Source organism: Kitasatospora sp. NPDC056184 (assembly GCF_042268405.1).
GTDB lineage: Bacteria > Actinomycetota > Actinomycetes > Streptomycetales > Streptomycetaceae > Kitasatospora.
The window spans coordinates 274,248-296,892 of the sequence record NZ_JBHJUI010000012.1 but is presented as its reverse complement, the minus strand read 5'-3'; the positions used below and the strand labels follow the sequence as shown (position 1 = coordinate 296,892).

Annotated in this window: 19 protein-coding genes and 2 rRNA genes; 12 read left to right on the top strand and 9 right to left on the bottom strand. The window is 74.0% G+C overall.

The window, feature by feature from the left end; translation table 11 throughout:
• From ACFC0B_RS24855 to ACFC0B_RS24845, 3 genes are all read left to right on the top strand, one after another.
• Positions 1–93: ribosomal RNA gene (locus ACFC0B_RS24855) — 23S ribosomal RNA — on the top strand; the annotation flags it as partial.
• Positions 94–176: 83 nt separating this feature from the next.
• Positions 177–293: ribosomal RNA gene (gene rrf / locus ACFC0B_RS24850) — 5S ribosomal RNA — on the top strand.
• Between the two features lie 146 nt (positions 294–439).
• Positions 440–847 carry a type II toxin-antitoxin system PemK/MazF family toxin gene (locus tag ACFC0B_RS24845; protein WP_376089702.1) on the top strand — a complete coding sequence of 136 codons (408 nt, stop codon included), beginning with the start codon at positions 440–442 and terminating at the stop codon, positions 845–847.
• Positions 848–923: 76 nt separating this feature from the next.
• Here ACFC0B_RS24845 and ACFC0B_RS24840 read toward each other — a convergent pair whose 3' ends face one another.
• The 5 genes from ACFC0B_RS24840 to ACFC0B_RS24820 all read right to left on the bottom strand — a co-directional run bounded on the left by ACFC0B_RS24840 (position 924) and on the right by ACFC0B_RS24820 (position 6,498).
• Entirely contained in the window at positions 924–2,234 is a 1,311-nt protein-coding gene (locus ACFC0B_RS24840; RefSeq protein ID WP_376089699.1) for a DUF58 domain-containing protein, read from the bottom strand.
• 70 nt (positions 2,235–2,304) lie between these two features.
• Positions 2,305–3,234 carry an AAA family ATPase gene (locus tag ACFC0B_RS24835; RefSeq protein ID WP_376089743.1) on the bottom strand — a complete coding sequence of 310 codons (930 nt, stop codon included), beginning with the start codon at positions 3,232–3,234 and terminating at the stop codon, positions 2,305–2,307.
• A 134-nt stretch (positions 3,235–3,368) separates the two neighbouring features.
• Complete coding sequence (locus ACFC0B_RS24830) at positions 3,369–4,604, bottom strand: DUF4350 domain-containing protein (protein WP_376089696.1); 1,236 nt, start codon at positions 4,602–4,604, stop codon at positions 3,369–3,371.
• A complete protein-coding gene (locus tag ACFC0B_RS24825; protein ID WP_376089693.1) occupies positions 4,601–5,272 on the bottom strand; it encodes a DUF4129 domain-containing protein in 672 nt (223 codons plus the stop codon). The genes ACFC0B_RS24830 and ACFC0B_RS24825 overlap by 4 nt, the downstream gene beginning before the upstream one ends.
• Before the next feature lie 5 nt (positions 5,273–5,277).
• Entirely contained in the window at positions 5,278–6,498 is a 1,221-nt protein-coding gene (locus ACFC0B_RS24820) for a hypothetical protein (protein ID WP_376089690.1), read from the bottom strand.
• A 288-nt stretch (positions 6,499–6,786) separates the two neighbouring features.
• Between ACFC0B_RS24820 and mtrA the strand changes: the two genes are divergently transcribed.
• From mtrA to ACFC0B_RS24805, 3 genes are read left to right on the top strand one after another with little or no spacing between them, the layout of a single operon-like run.
• Positions 6,787–7,464 (top strand): MtrAB system response regulator MtrA, encoded by a 678-nt coding sequence (gene mtrA, locus ACFC0B_RS24815; protein WP_030247322.1) that lies wholly within the window; start codon positions 6,787–6,789, stop codon positions 7,462–7,464.
• 1 nt (position 7,465) lies between these two features.
• Positions 7,466–9,604 (top strand): MtrAB system histidine kinase MtrB, encoded by a 2,139-nt coding sequence (gene mtrB, locus ACFC0B_RS24810; RefSeq protein ID WP_376089687.1) that lies wholly within the window; start codon positions 7,466–7,468, stop codon positions 9,602–9,604.
• Entirely contained in the window at positions 9,579–11,480 is a 1,902-nt protein-coding gene (locus ACFC0B_RS24805; protein ID WP_376089684.1) for an LpqB family beta-propeller domain-containing protein, read from the top strand. The genes mtrB and ACFC0B_RS24805 overlap by 26 nt, the downstream gene beginning before the upstream one ends.
• On the opposite strand, the gene ACFC0B_RS24800 is transcribed toward ACFC0B_RS24805, so the two are convergent.
• Entirely contained in the window at positions 11,468–12,211 is a 744-nt protein-coding gene (locus ACFC0B_RS24800) for a ComF family protein (RefSeq protein WP_376089681.1), read from the bottom strand. The two genes, ACFC0B_RS24805 and ACFC0B_RS24800, sit on opposite strands and share 13 nt — an antisense overlap.
• Before the next feature lie 365 nt (positions 12,212–12,576).
• Between ACFC0B_RS24800 and hpf the strand changes: the two genes are divergently transcribed.
• The gene (gene hpf / locus ACFC0B_RS24795) at positions 12,577–13,269 is read left to right on the top strand and encodes a ribosome hibernation-promoting factor, HPF/YfiA family (RefSeq protein WP_376089678.1); all 693 of its coding nucleotides are present in this window, start codon (positions 12,577–12,579) and stop codon (positions 13,267–13,269) included.
• A gap of 194 nt (positions 13,270–13,463) precedes the next feature.
• Positions 13,464–14,222 carry a response regulator gene (locus ACFC0B_RS24790; protein ID WP_376089675.1) on the top strand — a complete coding sequence of 253 codons (759 nt, stop codon included), beginning with the start codon at positions 13,464–13,466 and terminating at the stop codon, positions 14,220–14,222.
• 44 nt (positions 14,223–14,266) lie between these two features.
• Here the strand turns inward: ACFC0B_RS24790 and ACFC0B_RS24785 are convergent, their stop codons facing one another.
• Positions 14,267–15,451: a winged helix-turn-helix domain-containing protein gene (locus ACFC0B_RS24785; RefSeq protein WP_376089672.1), complete on the bottom strand. Its 1,185-nt coding sequence runs from the start codon at positions 15,449–15,451 to the stop codon at positions 14,267–14,269.
• Positions 15,452–15,555: 104 nt separating this feature from the next.
• On the bottom strand, positions 15,556–16,140 hold the full coding sequence (locus tag ACFC0B_RS24780) for a GNAT family N-acetyltransferase (RefSeq protein WP_376089669.1): 585 nt from the start codon (positions 16,138–16,140) through the stop codon (positions 15,556–15,558).
• Between the two features lie 251 nt (positions 16,141–16,391).
• Here ACFC0B_RS24780 and secA point away from each other — a divergent pair, with 251 nt between their 5' ends.
• Positions 16,392–19,154, top strand: a complete 2,763-nt coding sequence (gene secA / locus ACFC0B_RS24775) for a preprotein translocase subunit SecA (protein ID WP_376089666.1) — start codon at positions 16,392–16,394, stop codon at positions 19,152–19,154.
• 128 nt (positions 19,155–19,282) lie between these two features.
• On the opposite strand, the gene ACFC0B_RS24770 is transcribed toward secA, so the two are convergent.
• Positions 19,283–19,762 carry an Rv3235 family protein gene (locus tag ACFC0B_RS24770; protein WP_376089663.1) on the bottom strand — a complete coding sequence of 160 codons (480 nt, stop codon included), beginning with the start codon at positions 19,760–19,762 and terminating at the stop codon, positions 19,283–19,285.
• A gap of 372 nt (positions 19,763–20,134) precedes the next feature.
• On the opposite strand from ACFC0B_RS24770, the gene ACFC0B_RS24765 reads away from it, so the two are divergent.
• The 3 genes from ACFC0B_RS24765 (at position 20,135) to ACFC0B_RS24755 (ending at position 22,622) form a co-directional block, all read left to right on the top strand.
• Entirely contained in the window at positions 20,135–21,268 is a 1,134-nt protein-coding gene (locus tag ACFC0B_RS24765) for a patatin-like phospholipase family protein (RefSeq protein WP_376089660.1), read from the top strand.
• A 119-nt stretch (positions 21,269–21,387) separates the two neighbouring features.
• Positions 21,388–21,897: a DUF6912 family protein gene (locus tag ACFC0B_RS24760; RefSeq protein WP_376089657.1), complete on the top strand. Its 510-nt coding sequence runs from the start codon at positions 21,388–21,390 to the stop codon at positions 21,895–21,897.
• 68 nt (positions 21,898–21,965) lie between these two features.
• Entirely contained in the window at positions 21,966–22,622 is a 657-nt protein-coding gene (locus ACFC0B_RS24755) for an HAD family hydrolase (protein ID WP_376089654.1), read from the top strand.
• Positions 22,623–22,645: the final 23 nt, after the last annotated feature.

The window sequence follows — 22,645 nt, the reverse complement described above, 5'->3', positions numbered from 1 at the left end:
GGCTCCCAGTAGACGACTGGGTTGATAGGCCGGATATGGAAGCCCTGTGAGGGGTGGAGTTGACCGGTACTAATAGGCCGAGGGCTTGTCCTCAGTTGCTCGCGTCCACTGTGTTGTTCTGAAACAACGACCCCTGTTCCTGGCCGGAATGGGTGCGGTTGACAGTTTCATAGTGTTTCGGTGGTCATAGCGTGAGGGAAACGCCCGGTTACATTCCGAACCCGGAAGCTAAGCCTCACAGCGCCGATGGTACTGCAGGGGGGACCCTGTGGGAGAGTAGGACGCCGCCGAACAATCATTGTGAAGAACCCCCGCCGGGTTATCCGGCGGGGGTTCTTTGCGTTCACGACCACGACGCATGTGCGTACCGGCGGGCAGGGTCTACGCTGTGACCCGTGGCCACCGCATGGTCACCCGCCGGCTCGTGCCAGGAGGACACATGCAACGCGGCGAAGTCTGGTGGGTCGACTTCGACGAGCGGCGCCCGGTCGTGCTGCTGTCGGACGAGGAGTCATCCGCGTTCCGAGCGATGCAGGTCGTCGCTCCAGCGGGCGTCGACATCAGCGGCCTCGGCGTTGAAGTGGTCGTGGGCCCCCTGGAAGGAGTGCCCTTCGAAGGCGTGCTGCGGTTCGCGTTCCCGCGTCCAGGCTTTACTCCGTGCACATGGCTGACCACCGTGGCCCGGGACGACCTGATCGAGCGGGCGGGCGTGTTGTCCCCGGCGAAGCTCAGCGAGGTCGGAGAAGCCCTCCATGCCGCTGGACAGAGCAGGGAGTGGACCCCGCTGACGGCTGCCAGACTCCACGAGATCAAGAATGCCCGCCGTCTCGGAGGACACGAGGAGTAGCGGACGCCTCTGCCGCCCCGCTCGACCCTCGTCGATGACCGACGGCGGCCCCCTCTCCGACCCACGCCGGCAACTGTCAGAGGCGGCCGGCGGCCTTGAGGGCGAGGTAGGTGTCGGCCAGGGCGGGGGCGACCGAGGCGGGCGGGGCGTCGATGACGGTGACGCCGGCGCGGGTGAGGCGGTCGGCGGTGAGGCGGCGGTCGGAGCGGGTCTGCTCGGCGGCCGCGGCGCCGTAGACGGCCTCGACGGTGCCGCGGCTGGCGGCGAGCTCGTCGAGGTGGGGGTCGGAGACGGAGGCGAGGACGACCTCGTGACGCTTGGTCAGCATCGGGAGGAGGGGGAGCAGGCCGTCCTCCACCGGAGCCGCGTCGAGGCCGGTGAGCAGGACGATCAGCGAGCGGTGCGGCGCCATCTTGAGCGCGGTGGCGACCAGCGAGCGCATGTCGGTCTCGTGGAGGGCGGGCTCCAGGACGGCCATCGCGTTGGTGAAGGCCGGCAGGATCTCGTTCGGGGAACGGCCGGCCACCGAGACGCGCTTGCGCAGGTCGTGGGCGAGCAGGTCGACCCGGTCGCCGGCCTTGGTGGCGAGGGCGGTGAGCAGGAGCGCGGCGTCGAGGGAGGCGTCCAGGCGGGGCGCGTCGCCGACCCGGCCGGCCGAGGTGCGGCCGGTGTCGAGGACGACGAGGATGTGCCGGTCGCGCTCGGGGCGCCAGGTGCGGACGGCGACGGTGTGGCGCCGGGCGCTGGCCCGCCAGTCGATGGAGCGGACGTCGTCGCCGGGCAGGTACTCGCGCAGCGAGTCGAACTCGGTGCCCTGGCCGCGGGTCAGGACGGAGGTCCGGCCGTCGAGTTCGCGCAGCCGGGCGAGCCGGGAGGGCAGGTGCTTGCGGCTGGCGAACGGGGGCAGGGCGCGGACCGCCCAGGGGACGAGGTGCGAGCCCTGGCGGCCCGCCAGGCCGAGCGGGCCCAGCGAACGGACCGTCACCTTGTGGGCGTGGTGGTCGCCGCGCCGGGTCGGGGTGAGGACGGTGATGGTGCGGCGCCGCTCGTGGCCGGGCACGTGCAGGGTGTGTCGGGAGGCGGCGGTCCCGGTGCCGGACCGCCAGGCGGACGGGGCCCAGGCGTCGCGGATCCGGGCGCGCAGCGGGCGTCCGGCCGGGTTGGTGACGGTCAGTTCGACCGCGGCGGGTTCGCCGAGCCGCACCGTGGTGTCGCCGCCCCGGGTGATCCGCAGGCTGCGGACGGGGGCGGCGAGCAGCAGGTCGACGACGACGCCGAGCAGGACCGCACCGGTGACGGCGCCGATCCCGGCCCAGGAGGGCAGCAGCAGGCCCGTGACGAGGGCGCCGAGCGCGGCGAGCAGGGCGGTTCGCCCGGTGAGGGCCATGCGGTGCGTTCCTTCGTCGGGACCGGGGGTGGGCCGGCCGGAGGGGCGAGCGGGCGCGGCGGGAGCGGGTTCAGCGCGGGGCGGGCGTCTGGGCGAGCACCGCCTGGATGACGGAGTCGGCGGTGACGCCCTCCATCTCGGCCTCCGCGCGCAGGGCGACGCGGTGCCGCAGGGTGGGCAGGGCGAGCGCCTTGACGTCGTCGGGGGTGACGTAGTCGCGTCCGGCCAGCCAGGCCCAGGCGCGGGAGGCCGCGAGCAGTGCGGTGGCGCCGCGCGGGGAGACGCCGATGGAGAGCGAGGGCGACTGCCGGGTGGCCCGGCAGAGGTCGACGATGTAGGCGAGGACCTCGGGGGAGACGGTCAGCTTGGCGATCTGCTCGCGGGCCGCGGCGAGGTGCTCCGCTCCGGCGACCGGGCGGACGCCGGCGCCGGCGAGGTCGCGCGGGTCGAAGCCGGCGGCGTGCCGGGCGAGGACCTGGAACTCCTGGTCGCGGTCGGGCAGCGGGAGGATCAGCTTCAGCAGGAAGCGGTCGAGTTGGGCCTCCGGCAGCGGGTAGGTGCCCTCGTACTCCACGGGGTTCTGCGTCGCGGCGACCAGGAACGGCACCGGCAGGGGGCGCGGTTCGCCGTCGACGGTGACCTGCCGCTCCTCCATGGCCTCCAGCAGGGCGGCCTGGGTCTTCGGCGGGGTGCGGTTGATCTCGTCGGCCAGCAGCAGGTTGGTGAAGACCGGGCCGGGCTGGAAGGAGAACTCGGCGGTGCGGGCGTCGTAGACCAGCGAGCCGGTGACGTCGCCGGGCATGAGGTCGGGGGTGAACTGGATGCGCTTGGTCTCCAGGCTGAGCGCGGTGGAGAGGGTGCGGATCAGCAGGGTCTTGGCCACGCCGGGGACGCCTTCGAGCAGCACGTGGCCGCCGCAGAGCAGGGCGACGACGAGGCCGGTGACGGCGGCGTCCTGGCCGACGACCGCCTTGGCGATCTCGGCGCGCAGGGCGGTCAGCGCCTCGCGCGGGTCGCCGAGCCGCGGATCGCCGAGCCGGGGGTCGCCCGGTGCGGCGTGGCCGGGGACGGCGGCGTCGGGGGTGGCGGGTGCCGTGCCGGGGGTGATGCGGAGCTGGGTGGTGGCCTTCTCGGTCACGGCTTCCGTACCTGCCTTTCGAGGGCGTCGAGGTCGTCGGCGAGCCGCAGCAGCGCGGCGTCGTCGGTCGGGGGCGGGCCGTACAGGAGGGCCCGTACGTCCCCGGCGGACCGCTCGGGGAGGCGGTCGGCGACGGCCGCGCAGAGAGCGGTGGGGTCGGGCGCGCCGGCCACGGACGGGACGCCCAGGGCCGGGGCGACGCGGTGCGCGGTGGCGCGGCGCAGGACGTCGGCGGCCCGGCCGCGGGCGTTCGCGCGCCGGTAGAGGCGGGCGCGGCCCTCGGTGGTCTCGGAGGCGCGGACCACGACGGGTAGGTTCTCGCTGACGACCGGGCCGAGGCGCCGGGCGCGCCAGAGCGCGGCCAGCACCACGGCGACGGCCAGCTGGTAGCCGGCCCAGGTCCAGCCCTCGGGGATGAAGTCCTGGAAGCTCTTCCGGCCGCCCTCGGCGACCGGGGCGGTGTAGTCGGGCAGGTGCCAGGCGACGTGCGGTTGGGCGCCGAGCAGGCCGAGGCCGAGAGCGGCGTTGCCGTCCTTCTTGAGCAGCTCGTTGGTGAGGAAATCGCCGCTGCCGAGGACCACGACGTCGGTGCCGCGGCCGGTGGGGACGGTGACGACGGGGTAGCCGTGGCCGCGCGGGTAGCAGCCCTCGCCGCGGCTGCCGGCGGTGTAGAGCAGACCGCCGACGTGGGCGCTGCCGGCCCGGACGGCCTCCGGCAGGGAGCAGCCGGGGTCGGTGCTGCGGACGCGGGCGTAGGGGATGCCGCCGTTCTCGTCGGACAGCCGGACGCCGGGGGCGAGCGCGCTGAGGGCGGCGGGGCCGGGGGAGACGAGGACCAGCCGGGCGGGCCGGGCGGCGCCGACGGCGGCCAGCTGCTCGGGGGTGAGCAGGTCGGGTTCGGGCAGGACGAGGGTGCCGGCGCCGGCGGGGCGGGTGGTGGGGTCGGTGACGGGGTCGACGTCGAGGCCCTGGCGCTGGAGCAGGGCGACCACGGCGTGGCTGCCGGTGGCGTCGTACGAGCGCGGGTCGAGCGGCGGGTACCGGCGGTCCCCGTTGACGGCGGCCAGGACGACGGCGGCGAGCAGGGCGAGGACGACGGTGAGCAGGTACCAGCGGGCGCGCCGCCACAGGCCGCGCCCGGTGGGGGCGAGGCTGGTGCCGGCCGGGGCGGGCCCGGGCGCGGCTGCCGGAGGGGGCTGCGCGGTCGGCGGGGCGGGGGTGGCGCTGGTCATGCGGCTCCTCCGGCGGCCGGGGCGAGGACCGGGCGGGCGCGTTCGAGGGTCCGGTCGAGGTCGCGCAGCAGTTGGAAGGCGGCCTGGTCGGCGGTGCGCTCGCCGTAGGCGATGTCGTCGAAGGTACGGGCGGCCGCGACGAGCGCGGCGGCGTGGTCGGGCAGCGCCCGGCCGGCCTCGGCGGCGGCCTCGTCGGCGGTGCGGCCGGGGCGGGGGTCGAGCAGGGTGCGCTCCTCCAGGCCGCGGACCAGGGCGCGCATCTGCTCGCGGACGGCCTCCGCCCAGCGGCCGTCGGCGGCGTGGCGCTCGGCGTCGGCGCGGTGCTCGGCGGCGCTGCGCGGGCCGGTGCCGCCGAAGACGCCGAGGTCGGTGCGGGTGGCCCGCTTGGGCGCGCCGAGCCGCCACCAGAGGGCGGCGCCGATCACCAGGGCGACCACCAGGAAGAGGATCAGGCCGGTGGTGCCGGTGGTGCCGCCGCCGGCGAGCGCGCCGAGGGCGTCGTCGATCCGGTCGAGGATCCAGTTGACGACCCGCTCCTGGATGCTCGCGTCGTGGCGGTGGTAGTCGGCCTTGACCAGCTCGTCGCGGGCCGCGTCACGGGCCGCGTCGCGCGGTGTCGTGACCGGGGCCCCTCCCGCGAGCACGACGATCTCCCCCCAGGTCGGCATCGGGCTCAGAGCCCTGTCGGGGCGGGGCCGGCCTGGCCGACCCAGCCGCTGCCGCCGTACTCGGGCAGGCCGGCGGCGCGGGCGAGCTCGATGTCGAGGGCCTCGCGGCGGATCCGCTGGTCGACGTAGAGCAGCACGCCGATGGTGGCGGTGAAGGGGAGCGTGATGGTGGAGGAGAGGATGCCGCCGACGGCGAGGGTGACCAGCATGGCGGTGGGCATCGTGGCGGCGTCGCCGGCGTCGATCTGGGAGGTGAAGTCGCTCCAGCCCAGCACCATGCCGGCGACCGTGAACGGGGTGCTGATCACGCTGGAGACGATCCAGGCGATCACCGTGCTGAGCAGGGTGATGCCGAAGATCCGCCACCAGGAGTGGCGGACCAGCCGGCGGGAGCGGGAGAGGGCGGCGATGACGCCCTGCTTCTCCAGCATGAGCGCGGGCGCGGCCAGGCTGAGCTGGATCCCGAGCCAGCAGACGACGGGCAGGCTGAGCAGGCCCACGAGGACGAGCAGGCCGGTGATCGCCGGTTCCTCGGCCCCGGCGATCGCGTAGCCGATCAGCGGGGCGAAGGCCAGCAGGACGATGCCGAAGAGGATCAGGCCGTTCAGCAGGGCGAGGCCGACGAGCTGGAGGGTCCGGGGCCGGGCGTCGCGCCAGGCCTCCCGGAGCGTGACGGTCTGCCCGAGGATGGCGCGGCTGACCACCATGGTCAGCAGGGCCGAGGCGATCACGCCGAGCAGCCACGCGAGCGGCAGGCTGACCAGGGAGGTCAGCACCGGGGTGAGCTCGGCGGTGTCGCCCTGGACGGCGAGCTGGGCGCCGAGCGCGACGCCCTGCTGGACCACGGCCACGCCGAAGGAGAGGCCGAGGGCGACCCGCCAGTGCTTGCGGACGGTGGACACGGCGCCGTCGAGGATCTCGCCGAGGCCGAGCGGGCGCAGCGGGATGACACCGGGCTTGGGGCTGGGCGGTGCGCCCCAGCCGTACTGCCCGCCGGGCGGCCCGTACGGCGGCTGCGGCCCGAACGGGGGCTGCTGGCCGTACGGCTGCTGCTGCTGCCCGTACGGGGGCTGCGGGGCGCCGGGGGCGGTGCCCCAGGCGGGCGGGGTGTCGTGGGGTGGTGCCGACGGGCCGGGCACGGCGGCGGGTGCGTCGGCCGGGGGCCGGGCACCGTCGCGGGACGGCTCGGACGAGCCGGGCGAGGCCCAGCCCGGGGTGTCGGTCATCACTGCTCCTCGGAGGGCGTCAGGGTTTCGCGGCACCGGGTGGATCTTCACACGGGCGCAGCGCCCATCGTGCCATGGTGGTCGGACGCGCCCCAGGGGGATCCGGCTTGCTGAACGGCGACGCCCGATCCGTGGACGGCCGGTGGGTGCTCCGGGAGGTTCCGGGGGCGTCCGGGGGCGGGTCTTTCGCCCGGTATGGCCGGAATTCGCCGGGCCTCCAGTTGGCCGTTCTGGAGCAATGGGACTGCTGTGCGGCAGGTCACAATCCGGTAATGAGAGGATGGACCCATGAAGGGACGCGTCCTCGTCGTTGATGACGACTCCGCACTGGCCGAGATGCTCGGTATCGTGCTGCGTGGTGAGGGTTTTGAGCCGTTTTTCGTCGCGGATGGGGACAGGGCGCTAGCCGCGTTCCGGGAGACCAAGCCCGACCTGGTCCTGCTCGACCTCATGCTGCCCGGCCGCGACGGCATCGACGTCTGCCGGCAGATCCGGGCGGAGTCCGGGATCCCGATCGTCATGCTGACCGCCAAGACCGACACGGTGGATGTCGTGGTGGGTCTGGAGTCGGGTGCCGACGACTACGTGACCAAGCCGTTCAAGCCCAAGGAGCTGGTGGCCCGGGTGCGAGCCCGGCTGCGCCGCGCCGAGGAGCCGACTCCGGAGCAGCTGACCATCGGCGATCTGGTGATCGACGTGGCCGGTCACTCGGTGAAGCGGGACGGGCGGGGCATCCCGCTGACCCCGCTGGAGTTCGACCTGCTGGTCGCGCTGGCCCGCAAGCCCTGGCAGGTGTTCACCCGCGAGGTGCTGCTGGAGCAGGTCTGGGGCTACCGGCACGCGGCGGACACCCGGCTGGTGAACGTCCACGTGCAGCGCCTGCGCTCCAAGATCGAGAAGGACCCGGAGCGCCCCGAGATCGTGGTGACCGTCCGCGGCGTCGGCTACAAGGCCGGGCCCAGCTGACGTGAGCGACCAGTCCGACGAGACCCCGGCGGGTGCCGCGGCCGACGGGGGCGGCTCCGCCGTGCGCGGGGACGTGCTGAGTTCGACCGTCCGCAGCCGCCGGCGGCGCGGGGCCGCCCTGTTCGCGCCGGTGATCCGCCAGCTGCGCCGTCCCGTGCACCGGGTGGCGGCGCTGTACCGGCGCTCGATCCAGCTGCGGGTGGTGGCGGCGACCCTGCTGCTGTCGGTCCTGGTGGTGCTGGTGCTGGGTGTCGTCGTGGTGGCGCAGGTGCGCACCGGGCTGCTGGACACCAAGCGGGCCGCGGCGCGGGACCAGGCGATCGCGGGCTTCCAGACCGAGATCAAGAAGATCGACGAGGCGAAGGACCTGCGGCTGCGGACCGGCGTGGCCGCCGACCCGAGCACCGAGGAGCCCGGCACCTGGCTGCTGCGGCAGGTCGGCGAGCTGGCGGCCAGCGGGCAGAACGTCTACTCGGTGATCGCGATGCTGCCGAGCACCGGCCAGACGGTGCAGCCGGACCGGACCAGCCTCGGTCCGCGCTACTCGGGCGACATCTCGCCGGACAGCGTCCCGGCCGCGCTGAGGACGCGGGTCTCGCAGGAGGCCGGCCAGACCTTCAGCCAGCCCACCCGGATCCAGCGTTCGGACAGCGCCGGCAAGACCGAGCCGGGCCTGGTCTTCGGCCAGCAGTTCGTCGGCCCGGACGGCACCAGCTACCAGCTGTACTACGTCTTCTCCTTCGGCCAGGAGACCAAGACCCTCAACCTGATCACCGGCACCCTGGCGACCGCCGGCGTGTTCGTGGTGATCATGATGGGCGGCATCGCCTGGCTGGTGGTGCGCCAGGTGGTGACCCCGGTCCGGATGGCCGCGGGGATCTCCGAGCGGCTGGCCGCCGGGCATCTTGAGGAGCGGATGAAGGTCACCGGCACGGACGACATCGCCCGGCTCGGCGAATCGTTCAACCGGATGGCCAACGCGCTCCAGGCGCAGATCCGCCAGCTGGAGGAGCTGTCCCGGGTGCAGCGGCGCTTCGTCTCGGACGTCTCGCACGAGCTGCGCACCCCGCTGACCACGGTCCGGATGGCCGCCGACCTCATCTACGACAGCCGCGAGGACCTGGACCCGATGGCGGCCCGGTCCGCCGAGCTGCTCCAGGGGCAGCTGGACCGCTTCGAGTCGCTGCTCGCCGACTTGCTGGAGATCAGCCGGTTCGACGCGGGCGCGGCCGTCCTGGACGCCGAGCCGGTGGACCTGCGCGAGATCGTCGGCCGGGTGGTCGAGGCCGCCGATCCGCTGGCGCAGGCCAAGGGCAGCGCGGTGGTGATCCGCGGCGACGGCGAGCCGGTGGTGGCCGAGGTCGACTCCCGGCGGATCGAGCGCATCCTGCGCAACCTGGTGGTCAACGCGCTGGAGCACGGCGAGGGCCGGGACGTCGTGGTCCGGCTGGGCTCGCAGGACGGCGCGGTCGCGGTCGGCGTGCGCGACTACGGCATCGGCCTCAAGCCGGGCGAGGCGTCCCGGGTGTTCCACCGCTTCTGGCGGGCCGACCCGTCCCGGGTGCGGACCACCGGCGGCACCGGTCTGGGCCTGTCCATCGCGGTCGAGGACGCGCACCTGCACGGCGGCTGGCTCCAGGCCTGGGGCGAGCCGGGCGGCGGCTCGCACTTCCGGCTCACCCTGCCGCGCACCCGCGGCGGCGAGATCAGCCGGGCGCCGTTCCGGCTGGAGCCCGAGGACTCGCGCAACAACCGGGGGCTGGGCGCCTACGGGACGCCGTACCGGCGGGCGATCCGCCCGGCCGGTTCGACCGCGCTGACCGCGGCCGAGGACCCGGCCGTCCCGGAGACCCCGGAGGCCTCCGGAACGGGCTTCGGCAGCGGGCTGGGCGGCGTGCTGAGCATCGGTCCGGGGCTCGGTCGGCGGCTGCCGGACGCCCCGCGGGCCGACCCGTCGGACGTCCTGCCGGCCGGTGCCGGGTACGGTGCGACCGGCGCGCAGGTCATGGTGGACACGGCGCCGGGCCGGCCGTCGGTGGCGCAGCGGACCGCGAGGCCGGACGAGGCCGCCGGGGCGGACGGCACGGGTGGAACGGACACGGAGGGGTCGCACGGTGCGAAGGACCAGCGGCAGGACTGAGCCGCGGTTGGCCGGGACGGTCGGCGCTCTGGTGGGCGCCCTGCTGGCCGGCGGCTGCGCGGCGATGCCGGATTCCGGGGGCGTCACCAAGATCGAGCTGTCCAAGAGCTCGGCGGACAAGAACCTGCAGGTCAGGGTCTTCCCGGTGGAGCCCGCCAAGGGGGCGGCCCCGCCGGAGCTGCTGGCCGGGTTCCTGGACGCGGTGACCGCCGACGACAACTACGGCACGGCCCGCAAGTACCTGACACCGGGCGCCGCGGCGCGCTGGAACGCGGAGGCGGGCGTCAAGGTGCTCGGCGGCAAGCCGACCCAGGGCAAGGTCAGCGTGACCGACGCCGACACCGACATCTCCGTCCCGCTCGACGGCCAGTTGGTCGCCGAGGTGGACGAGCGGCACTCGTACCGGATCCAGGACGCCCAGAAGTCCTCGGCCTCCTTCTCCTTCTCCTTCAAGCGGGAGAAGGGGGGCGAGTGGCGGATCGACGACCTGCCCAACGGGCTGATCCTCAACGAGGTCAACTTCCGCAACAGCTACCGCCAGGTCGACCGGTACTTCTACGCGGCGCCGGACCCGTCGGCGCCGACCGCCGCGGCGGTGACCAGGCAGGACGTGCTGATCGCCGACCCGATCTACCTGCGGCGCCGAATAAACCCGCTGGGCTCGGCCGCCGACGCGCTGGTGGCCGGGCCGTCGAGCTGGCTGGCGCCGGTGGCCCGCTCGGCCTTCCCCGCCGGGGCGAAGGTGACGGCGGTGAGCCTGGACGACAACCGCGTCGGACACGTGTCCGTGGGCGACGTCGATCTGGGCAGTGCCACCGCCTGCCGGCAGATGGCGACCCAGCTGCTCTACACGCTCGCCGACCAGGGGACCGGGCAGGTGGACCGGCTGGAGCTCAAGGGGCAGCACGGCGGCCTGAGCTGTTCGGCGAGCCGCGGCGACGAGCCGGCGATCGGCCCCGGCTCGCTGGCCGGGCAGATGGCCACCCGGCAGTTCTACCAGCGCGACGAGGACGGCGTGCTGTACGAGTCGCACGGCGGGGACATCCCGGGCGAGTCGGTGCAGGGGCCGTTGGGGCACCCGCAGCAGTCCGGCAAGCGGCTGGGCCCGATCGCGGTGGCCCGGGACGGCGAGCGCGCCGCGGCGATCAGCGGGGACGGCCACCAGCTCTACACCGTGCCGTTCCTGGACGGCCTGGCGGCGATGCCGCAGCCGGTGGTGACCACCCCGGCCCGACCGGGGTCGAAGGGGAACGACGGGCTGACCTCACCGACCTGGGACGGGCGGGGGGACCTCTACGTGGTGGACCGCGACCCGCAGGGCCAGCGGGTGCTGCTGGTGCGCGAGAAGAAGGTCGTCGAGGTGCCGGTGGTCGGCCTGGACAGCCGGTCGGTGCAGGGCATCAAGATCTCCTCGGACGGCACCCGGGTGGCCCTGCTGCTCAGGGAGGGCAAGGACAGCAAGGAGCAGAAGCTCTGGCTGGGGCTGGTGGTCCACGGCGGCACCAAGGACGCGCCGACCGCGAAGATCACCGGTCTGCGGCTGGCCAACCCGGTGTTCGAGGACGTGGCCTCGGTCTCCTGGGCGGAGGCGGACCAGCTGCTGGTGCTGGGCAAGGAGAAGGACAAGCTGCAGCAGCTGCACTACGTCAGCACGGACGGGTCGCAGAACACCGACGCGCGGCTGCAGAGCGGCGGGGAGATGGTGACGGTCGCCGCGTCGGAGTCCCGGGTGAACGGCGGGGGCGGCGGCGCGTCGCTGGTGCCGCCGGTGCTGGCGCTGCAGGGGGCGGACGGCAAGCTGTACCGGCTGGTCAACAACCAGTGGCGGGAGCTGGTGCTGAAGGACCGGTCCTCCTCGTTCATCTACCCGGGCTGACCGCCGGGGCCGGCGGGCCGGTCCGCGCCGGCCGCCGCGACGGTGGCGGCCGCGCGGGGCGGCAGTCCGACGGCGGACAGTGCCCGGGCGGCCTCGGCGAGGCTCGCGCCGGTGGTCACCAGGTCGTCCACCAGGACCGGCAGGAGCGCGGGCGGGCGGTGGCCGAGCGGCCGTACGGTGAGCGCGCCGTGCAGGTTGCGCCGGCGCTCGGCGGCCGGCAGCCCGGCCTGGTCGGCGACCGGGCGGGTGTGGCGCAGCAGCGGTGCGGTGCGGACGTCCAGGCCCTCCCGGCGCAGGGTCCGGGCGGCGGCCTCCGCCAGCCGCAGGGTCGGGTCGTGGCCGCGGGCGCGCACGGCCGCCCGGGCCGAGGGCACCGGGACGAGCAGCAGCGGGACCTGTCCGGCGTGCGGGCCGAGCGCGGAGCGCACCGCCCGGGCGAGGGTCTCCCCGAGCGGGCCGGCCAGGCGCAGCGCACCGCGCTCCTTGTGGGCGAGCAGCAGCCGGCGGACCGGGCCGTCGTACGGCGCGGCGGCGTGCGCCCAGGGCAGGGCGCTGGAGGGGCCGGGCCGGGCGGTGGCGAGGATGCGCCGGCAGCCCGGGCACAAGTGGCCGCGGTCGGCGCCGCAGCCCGCGCAGGGCGCCGGGAGCAGCACGTCGAGCAGACCGGCCAGAACGTGGGCGAACGGCCCGCGGGCGGACGGCGATTGCGGTGGTGCGGAGGTCTGCGGCACGGCTGCTCCTCCCGGCTCAGGAACGGAGAGTGAGCAAAGAATGCGCCGTACGGGGGGTGTTGTCCAGGTATTTACCTGTGTTTCACTCGCAGGAGGGTAGACAGGGGGCTACGGCTTGACCGCCAAGCCCCATTCGTCCGTCATGCCCGAACTCTCCGCTGGGGAGGCGAAAACTCCGTGTGAGGTGTTCGATGAGCCCCAGGGGGTTTCAACCGTCCCTGGTGGGGAGGAAGTGAGGTGAGGGCCAGTCGTTCCCACCGTTGCCGGTGGGACGGAGGGCCGGCGAAGGATTGGCTGGTCCGGCTGGTCTCAGTCCGGTCCGGTAGCACCCGGACCGGCGACAGAACGAGGGATCGGAGTTCTGCGTGGACATCGTTGTCAAGGGCCGCAAGACCGAGGTGCCCAAGAGGTTCCGGGATCACGTGGCCGAGAAGCTGGAGAAGGTCCAGAAGTTCGACACCAAGGCGATCAGCCTCGATGTCGAGGTGTCCAAGGAACACAACCCGCGGCAGGCCGACCGGTCCGACCGCGTGGAGATCACTCTCCGTACCCGTGGTCCGGTGATCCGGGCCGAGGCCGCCGCCGCGGACCCCTACGCGGCGCTCGATCTGGCCTCGGCGAAGCTCGACGCCCAGCTGCGCAAGTCCGCGGACCGGCGTCGGGTCCACAAGGGCGGCAACGGCCGCACCCCGATCAGCGTCGCCGAGGCGACGGCGGCCCTGGCCGCGTTGCCCGAGACGAAGCCGGCGGAGAGCGGCACCAACGGAGCCGTCCGCAAGACCATGATGGGAACCCTGGAAGTGGAGGGCGAAGGCCCGCTGGTGGTCCGGGAGAAGACGCACCCGGCCGCCCCGATGGCGCTCGACCAGGCGCTCTACGAGATGGAGCTGGTCGGTCACGACTTCTACCTCTTCGTGGAGAAGGACAGCGGCCTGCCGAGCGTCGTCTACCGCCGGCACGGTTACCACTACGGCGTGATCCACCTGAAGGCCGACGGTTCGACCGTCGAGGGTGGTGGCGCCGGTGGTGCGATCGGCGCGGGTGACGACGAGGACTGACCGTCCGAGCAGCACGGGAGGGTGACCCCGGTGGCCGATGCCGCCGGGGTCACCGGCGTTCCGGGGCCGGCCGGTCCGGGGCCGGCCGGTGCGCAGGTCACCCGATGCGGGGCAATCGGCGCCGGAGGGTGACCGCAGGGCCCTCCGGCCGTGGAATGATTGGCGCACGACGACCGGCGACGGGGGAGGAGCGGATGGGGGATCACTTCGGGCTGGGGCCCGCAACGGGGCCGGTCGCGGGGGTGTCGCCCGGCCCGGGGGCGGAGCCCGAGTACGCCTCCCTCCGGCGGGAGCCGATCCGCGTCCTGGTGGTGGACGACCACGCGCTGTTCCGCCGCGGCCTGGAGATCGTGCTGGCCGAGGAGGAGGACATCACCGTCGTCGGCGAGGCCGGGGACGGCGCCGAGGCGGTGCTCAAGGCCGCCGACCTGCTGCCGGACATCATCCTCATGGACGTCAGGATGCCGCGCCGCAGCGGGATCGAGGCCTGTACCGCGATCAAGGACGTCGCGCCCAGCACCAAGATCATCATGCTGACGATAAGCGACGAGGAGGCCGACCTCTACGAGGCGATCAAGGCGGGTGCCACCGGGTACCTGCTCAAGGAGATCTCCACCGACGAGGTCGCCACCGCGATCCGGGCGGTCGCCGACGGGCAGTCCCAGATCAGCCCGTCGATGGCGTCCAAGCTGCTCACCGAGTTCAAGTCGATGATCCAGCGCCGGTCCGACGAGCGGGACTTGGTGCCCGCGCCGCGGCTGACCGACCGCGAGCTGGAGGTGCTGAAGCTGGTGGCCACCGGGATGAACAACCGGGAGATCGCCAAGGAGCTGTTCATCAGCGAGAACACCGTGAAGAACCACGTGCGCAACATCCTGGAGAAGCTGCAGCTGCACTCCCGGATGGAGGCCGTGGTGTACGCGATGCGGGAGAAGATCCTCGAAATAGGGTGAGCGCGGGGCCCGTCGGGCCCCGCCGCGCCCCGCCTCCGGCGTGCTCAGCCGAGCAGCTTCTCCAGCGCCGGGCGGAGCGCCTCGTCGGGCAGCGCCTCGACCCGGACGCTGTCGCAGCCCACCCAGCCCGCCGCCTCGCGCAGCGCCCCGGCGAGCGCCTCCAGGTGCCGCGGGGAGTCCAGCGAGACCTGACGGGCCACCAGCGTCCGCCCCTCGCGGGCCGGATCGACCCGGCCGACCAGCCGACCGCCGGTCAGCAGCGGCATCGCAAAGTAGCCGTGCACCCGCTTGTGCTTGGGCGTGTAGGCCTCCAGCCGGTGGAGCATGCCGAAGATCCGCTCGGTGCGCGGGCGGTCCCAGATCAGCGAGTCGAACGGCGAGAGCAGCGTGGTGCGGTGGCGTCCGCGCGGCGCCGCGGCGAGCGCCGCCGGGTCGGCCCAGGCCGCGCCCGGGGAGCCGTCCGGGCCCCAGCCGGCCACCTGGACCGGGACGAGGCCGGAGTCGGGCAGCGCCGCGTCCACCTGCTCGGCGCGCAGCCGGTGGTAGTCCAGCAGGTCGGCCCGGGTGGCCACGCCGAGGGCCGCGCCGGACTGCGCGACCAGGGTGCGCAGGCACTCCGCGTCCTCCGGCTCGGCCGCGAACAGCTCGGCGGGGACGGCCTGTTCGGCCAGCGCGTAGACGCGCTTCCAGCTCCGGCGCTCGGTGCAGACGACGTCGCCGAAGGCCAGCGCCCGCTCCACCGCGATCTTGGTGTCGGACCAGTCCCACCACTCGGCGGTCCGCTTGGCGCCGCCCAACTCGGTGGAGGTGAGCGGGCCCTCGGCGCGCAGCTTGTCGAGCACGGTGCGGTAGGTGGCCGCGTCGACCTGCTTGCCCCAGACGTGGGCCTTGGCGCGGTAGCGGCGGCGCCGGAAGGCGAACAGCGGCCACTCCTCGACCGGCAGCACGCAGGCCGCGTGCGACCAGTACTCGAAGCTCGCGCCGGAACCCCAGTACGCCGTCTCGACCGCCGGGCGGCCGACCGCGCCGAGCCGGGCGTACGGCACCAGTTCGTGGGAGCGGGCCAGCACCGAGATGGTGTCGAGCTGGACGGCGCCGAGCCGGCGCAGCACTCCGCGCACACCGCCGCGGCGGTCCGGGGTGCCGAGCAGTCCCTGGGCGCGCAGGGCGATCCGGCGGGCGTCGTCGGCGCCGAGGACGGTCACCGGGGCGGGGGTCGAGGCGGTCATGCCGGCGAGCCTAGACGGGGGCACCGACAACGGGCCCCGGCCGCCCGGGCCCCGGGCTTCCGCCCGGTCCCGGCCGTCCGGCCGTCCGGCCGGCGCCCGGGCGTTCAGCCGGGGAGGTCGTCGGCGAGCAGTGAGGCGATCCAGGTGTCGAGGAACCGCCCGCGCTGCTCGGAGTACGAGCGCAGGGTGCCCTCGAAGCGGAAGCCGACCTTCTCGGCCACCGCGCGGGAGCCGTCGTTGCCCACGTAGGCGAGCCACTCCAGCCGGCGCAGTCCCAGTTCCCGCAGGCCGTACCGGGCCACCGCGGCGGCGGCCTCCGCGGTGTACCCGCGGCCGCGGAACTCCTTGGCGGCCCACCAGCCGACCTCGGCGGCGCCCGGGCGGCCGGCGCAGGCCATCAGCCCCTGGCTGCCGACCAGCGCGCCGGTCTCGCGCTCGAACACGCACCAGACCAGGTTCTCGCCGGTCCGCCAGCCGTTGGCGGCGAGGTCGTGGACGAAGTACTCGGCGTCCTGGCGGCGGTACGGCGACGGGACGACCGTCCAGCGCTGGATCTCCTCGTCCTGGCAGGCGGCGAAGACGGCGTCGACGTCCTCCTCGCGCGGGGCGCGCAGGACCAGGCGTCCGGTGGTGAGGGCGACGGGCTCCGCCGGGCGCGGCCCGTTCTGGTTCTTCGGCTGCTCTTCCATGGGCGGATTATTCCGTGCAGAGAGAATTCGGAGCATCCGATTAACGGACCGGCGCGTTCAACTGGCCGGACGCCCGTCCGGTTTGCCCCGGTGCGAGGGGCTATCGTCGTAACTGCTCGCGCGGGTGACACGGGAATACCGTGCTGACGCACCTCCCGGGGCATTGGGCTCCTCGCATACGATGGCCCGTGCGGTGGGGTGGATCCGCCGTGCAGTCGTCCAGTGCCAATACAGGCAAGGAGCCCGCTCACGTGTCCGTCTTCGACAAGATCCTGCGCGCCGGCGAAGGCAAGATCCTTCGCAAGCTGCAGCGGATTGCCGCCCAGGTCAACTCCATCGAAGAGGACTTCGTCAACCTCACCGACGCCGAGCTGCGCGCACTGACCGACGAGTACAAGCAGCGCCTTGCCGACGGCGAGACCCTGGACGACATCCTCCCCGAGGCGTTCGCCACCGTCCGCGAGGCCGCCAAGCGCGTGCTCGGCCAGCGGCACTACGACGTCCAGCTCATGGGTGGCGCCGCGCTGCACCACGGCTACGTCGCCGAGATGCGCACCGGTGAGGGCAAGACCCTGGTCGGCACGCTGCCCGCGTACCTCAACGCGCTCACCGGCAAGGGCGTGCACCTCATCACGGTCAACGACTACCTCGCCGAGCGCGACTCGGAGTGGATGGGCCGGGTGCACCGCTTCCTCGGCCTCGAGGTCGGCGTGATCCTCGGCAACATGACGCCCGCCGAGCGCAAGCGCCAGTACGGGATGGACATCACGTACGGCACCAACAACGAGTTCGGCTTCGACTACCTGCGCGACAACATGGCCTGGTCGAAGGACGAACTGGTCCAGCGCGGCCACAACTTCGCGGTGGTCGACGAGGTCGACTCGATCCTCATCGACGAGGCCCGCACCCCGCTGATCATCTCCGGCCCGGCCGACCAGGCGACCAAGTGGTACGCCGACTTCGCCAAGCTGGTGCTGCGCCTGAAGATCGACCGCGACTACGAGGTCGACGAGAAGAAGCGCACCGTCGGCATCCTGGAGGAGGGCGTCACCCGGGTCGAGGACTACCTCGGCATCGACAACCTCTACGAGTCGGTGAACACCCCGCTGGTCGGCTTCCTGAACAACGCCATCAAGGCGAAGGAGCTGTACAAGGCGGACAAGGACTACGTCGTCATGAACGGCGAAGTCATGATCGTCGACGAGCACACCGGCCGTATCCTGGCCGGCCGCCGCTACAACGAGGGCATGCACCAGGCGATCGAGGCCAAGGAGGGGGTGGAGGTCCAGAACGAGAACCAGACCCTGGCCACCATCACCCTCCAGAACTTCTTCCGCCTGTACGACAAGCTGGCCGGCATGACCGGTACCGGCACCACCGAGGCGGCCGAGTTCCACCAGATCTACAAGCTCGGCGTGGTGCCGATCCCGACCAACAAGACGCCGCTGCGCATCGACCAGCCCGACCTGATCTACAAGTCGGAGCCGGCCAAGTTCGCCGCCGTGGTCGAGGACATCGCCGAGAAGCACGAGAAGGGCCAGCCGGTGCTGGTCGGCACCGTGTCGGTCGAGAAGTCCGAGTACCTGTCGCAGGAGCTGCGCAAGCGCGGCATCCCGCACGAGGTGCTGAACGCCAAGCACCACGAGCGCGAGGCGCAGATCGTCGCCCAGGCCGGCCGCAAGGGCGCCGTCACCGTCGCCACCAACATGGCCGGCCGCGGTACCGACATCATGCTCGGCGGCAACGCCGACCACCTCGCGTCCGCCGAGCTGGCCCAGCGCGGGCTCTCCGCGGTGGACACCCCGGAGGAGTACGAGGCCGCGTTCCCGGCCGCGCTGGAGAAGGCCAAGGCCGCGGTGAAGGCGGAGCAGGACGAGGTCAAGGAGGCCGGCGGCCTCTACGTCCTCGGCACCGAGCGCCACGAGTCCCGCCGGATCGACAACCAGCTGCGCGGCCGCTCCGGCCGTCAGGGCGACCCGGGCGAGTCCCGCTTCTACCTGTCGCTGGGCGACGACCTGATGCGCCTGTTCAAGGCCGGCATGGTCGAGCGCGTGCTCTCGATGGCCAACGTGCCCGAGGACGTGCCGATCGAGTCGAAGATGGTCACCCGGGCCATCGCCTCCGCGCAGACCCAGGTCGAGCAGCAGAACTTCGAGATCCGCAAGAACGTCCTCAAGTACGACGAGGTGCTGAACCGCCAGCGCGAGGTCATCTACGGCGAGCGCCGCCGGGTGCTGGAGGGCGAGGACCTCCAGGAGCAGGTCGGCCACTTCATGGACGACACCGTCGAGGCGTACGTCCGGGCCGCCACCGGCGAGGGCTTCGAGGACGACTGGGACCTCGAAAAGCTCTGGACCGCGCTCAAGCAGCTCTACCCGGTGACCGTGAACCTGGAGGAGCTGGAGGAGGAGGCCGGCGGCACCGCGGGCCTCACCCCGGAGTTCCTCACCAAGGTCGTCCAGGAGGACGTCCAGGCGCAGTACGGCGCCCGCGAGGACCAGCTCGGCACGGAGATCATGCGCGAGCTGGAGCGCCGGGTCGTCCTGTCGGTGCTGGACCGCCGCTGGCGCGAGCACCTCTACGAGATGGACTACCTTCAGGAGGGCATCGGCCTGCGGGCCATGGCGCAGCGCGACCCGCTGGTCGAGTACCAGCGCGAGGGCTTCGACATGTTCACCGCGATGATGGAGGGCATCAAGGAGGAGTCCGTCGGCTACCTGTTCAACCTGGAGGTCCAGGTCGAGCAGCAGGTCGAGGAGGTCCCGGTGGCCGACGCCGAGGTCATGCTCGACAAGCTGGAGAAGGACGCCGCCCGCCCGGAGATCAAGGCCAAGGGCCTGGAGGCCCCCAAGCCGCAGCGGCTGCACTACACGGCCCCCTCGGACGAGGTCGGCGGCGGTGTGGTCGAGGGCGACTTCGAGGACCTCGGGGCGGAGGACGAGGGCGACGGGCTGACCCGCGCGGAGCGCCGCAAGGCCGCCAAGTCGGCCAAGGGCCGTCGCCGCAAGGGCTGAGCCGGGGCAGGCCGCCGGTCCGGGCTCCGGACCGGCCGGCCGCAGGGCAGGGCGCCGCTCCCGTACGGGGGCGGCGCCCCACGCCGTTTCCGGGGCCCCCGGGGGCGGCAGCGGGGCGCGGGCGGCGGTCACCGGGCCTCCACGGCGGTGCACTGCCACTGGCCCGAGGGGCCGCGCGGCTCCAGCCGGAACGCCACCATGTGGTGCCGCGGGCCCAGGTCGACCCGGACACAGGCCTCGACGGCGTCCGGCGAGGGCGAGCGGTCGTGCACCGGGCCGAGCCGGGGCCGTACGCCGGCGGGCGTCCGCCGCAGGGTTCCGGCCCGGACCAGGGCGGAGAGCTGGCCGTAGCCGGCCAGCGTGGTGTGGCGCAGCAGCTGGCCGGACGGCCGGGCGCCGGTGAGCACCTCCACCAGCCGGTGGGCGAACCGGGTGCTGAGGCCGTCCAGCGGCGCCCGGGCGGGGGTGCACGCGGCCCGGGGGTGGCGGGGCCGGCGCGGGGGCGCCGGGCGGTGGTCCCGGGCGGTGCCGCGCGGGCGGTACGGGCGTGCGGAGAGCACGGCGGGCGGGGCGAGCGGCGGTGCGGAGCGGTTCGGGCACGCGGTCATGGGCCTTCCTCGGGGGCGGTCGGCGGTCGGGCACCGGTCGACGAGCGGTGGTGCGGGTACGGACGGGTCCTTGCTAGTGGTCGCCCGCCCGGGGCGGCAACGGGTTTGCGACGGCCTCCCGGGCGGCTCCGAAGTTCACCTATCCGGGTGAGGCGGCCCGTGCGGCGGCAGGCCTCCGGGCACCCCCGCAGGCCCGGGGTTGACGCGCCGGGGAGGCCGGGACGGCCCGAAAGGGGACGGTCCGTTGGCCAGGACGGGCGTTGCGCCCCGGGCCGGTCCGCGCGCAGGATCGAAGGCCGGGCCGTACGCCTCGCGGGGCGTCCGCCCGGCACCGCGGCACCCCCACCGCCCCGACGACGACAGGCGGCCGGTATGACGACATGGGTATCCGGGACACGTCCGGCGCCGCCCTCGGCCGGGGGCGCTCCCCGGCGGGGCCTGGTCCTGGGCGGCGGGGGCACGCTCGGCGCCGCCTGGACGGTCGGCGCGCTGCGCGCCGTCGAGGAGGCGACCGGCCGGCCGCCGGGCGACGCGGAGGTGCTGCTCGGTACCTCGGCGGGCGCCGTCCTCGGCGCGCTGCTCGCGGGCGGGGCGGACACCGGCCAGCTCCGCGACCACCAGCGGGGCCTGCCGGTGTCCACCGGGCCGCTGGCCGGGATCGACTTCGACTACGACACGGCGGTCGGCGGCGCGCTGCCGCTGCGGCCCCGGGCCGGCATCGGCTCGCCCGGTCTGCTGCGGGACGCCGTCCGGCACCCGCGCACGTACCCCTGGCTCACCCTGGTCTCGGCGATGGCGCCGCACGGCCGGGGCTCGCTGGCCTCGGTCGGGGCGCTGGTCGGCGGCCTGTTCGACGACGCGGACGGTGCCGGGCGCGGCATTGGGTCGGGCGGCGGGTCCGGCCCGGCCGGCTGGCCGGAGGGCTCGGCGCTGCGGGTCGTCGCGGTGGACTACCGCGGCGGCCGCCGGGTGGTCTTCGGCGATCCCGGTGCCCCGCCCGCCCGGGTCGGTGAGGCGGTGATGGCCTCCTGTGCGATCCCCGGCTGGTTCGCGCCCGTCCCGGTCGGCGGCACCGAGTACGTGGACGGCGGCTGCTGGTCGGCCACCAACGCCGACCTGCTGCTGGACCGGGGCCTCGACGAGGTGTACGTGCTCGCCCCGATGGCGCTGCGGCCCGATCCGGCGGGGCGTCCGGAGCCCGACGGCGGCGCGTCCGCCGTCGAGCGCGCCCGGCGCGTGCGGGATCGCTTGCACGCCCCGCGCGAACGGGACCGTCCGAGCGGGGTGCTGGCCCAGCTGGTCGCCCGCTACCGCCGGACGGTGACCCGCCGGCTGCTGCGCGAGGCCCGGCTGCTGCGGGCGAGCGGCGTGCGCGTCCACCTGCTCGCCCCGACCCCCGCCGACCTGGCGGTGATGGGCCCCAACATGATGGACCCGGCCCGCCGCGGAGCGGTCCTGGAGAGCGCGCTGGAGACCTGCCGCCGCTCCCTGGAGACCGCGCGCTGACCGCCTCCGGAGGGACGGCCCGCCCGGCCGGAGGCGCGCGGGTGATCACGGCCGGCCGTCCGGCGCTTATTCTGGGGCGCTGGAAGCTGTGCCGCTGGACGAACCGGAGAGTGCCACCGATGCGCGTGTACGTGCCCACCACCCTGACCGGCCTGGCAGCGGCGCACTCGGGCGGCGCGCTGGAGCAGTCCGCGGCGTACGCCGTGACGCCCGCGCTGCGCGAGTGGTACGTCAGCGACGACCTGGAGGAGCTGGAGTACGCGGCGCTGAACCGGGCCGCCCAGTCCTCGCTGCGCCTGCTGGCCGCCGACCCCGCCGCCCCGCGCCGCCGCGTCGTCGTGGCGCTCGACATCGCCGACTCGGCGGTGAAGCCGTTCCCCGGCGACGAGTACCAGGACCAGGCCTCGCTCGGCCGGGTGGTGCTGGCCGGCCCGGTGAAGCTCGCCAAGGCGGCCTCGGTGCACGCGGACGTCTCCGACGGGGACGTGGTGGCCGACGTGGCGGCGGCCGTCGAGGCGGTGGCGGCCGCGGACGCGGGCGACCAGGACGCCCAGTTCACCGTGGACGGCGCCGAGGACCACGACCTGCTCTGGTTCGCCACCCAGGAGATCGCCGCCCTGCTCGCCTGAGCGCCGGTGCGGGGCCGCGTGAGCCCTGTCCTACCGGTCCGGCGGTGCCCGGCGTTACCGTTCAACGCGTGCGCACTCATATCGTCTGGGACTGGAACGGAACGCTCTTCCACGACATGGAGGCGGTGCTCGGAGCGAGCAACGCCGCCTTCGCGACCATCGGCGTGGGCCCGATGACGCTGCAGGAGTACCGCGAGCAGTACGAGATCCCGATCCCCCGGTTCTACCAGCGCCTGCTCGGCCGGATGCCCTCCGACGCCGAGTGGCTGCGCCTGGACGACGCGTTCCACGACCGGTACCGCCTGCTGAGCGCCGCCTGCGGCCTGACCGAGGGCGCCCGCGAGCTGCTGGACGGCTGGCGGTCGGCCGGGCGCAGCCAGTCGCTGCTGTCCATGTACGAGCACGACCGGCTGCTGCCGGTGGTCGAGGGCTTCGGCCTGACCGGCCAGTTCCTGCGGGTGGACGGGCGCAGCGGCCCGGCCGGCGGCCAGAAGGCCGAGCACCTGGTCCGGCACCTGGCCGCGCTCGGCGAGCAGGTGGACCCGGCCCGCACCGTGCTGATCGGCGACGCGGCGGACGACGCGCTGGCCGCGCTGGACGCGGGCGCGCACGCGGTGCTGTACACCGGCGGCTCGCACACCCGGGAGAAGCTGGAGCCGGTCGGCGTGCCGGTGGTGGACACCCTGGCGGAGGCGGTGGAGCTGGCCGGCCGGCTCGCCGGGTAGCGGCGCGGCCCGGGAGCGTGGCG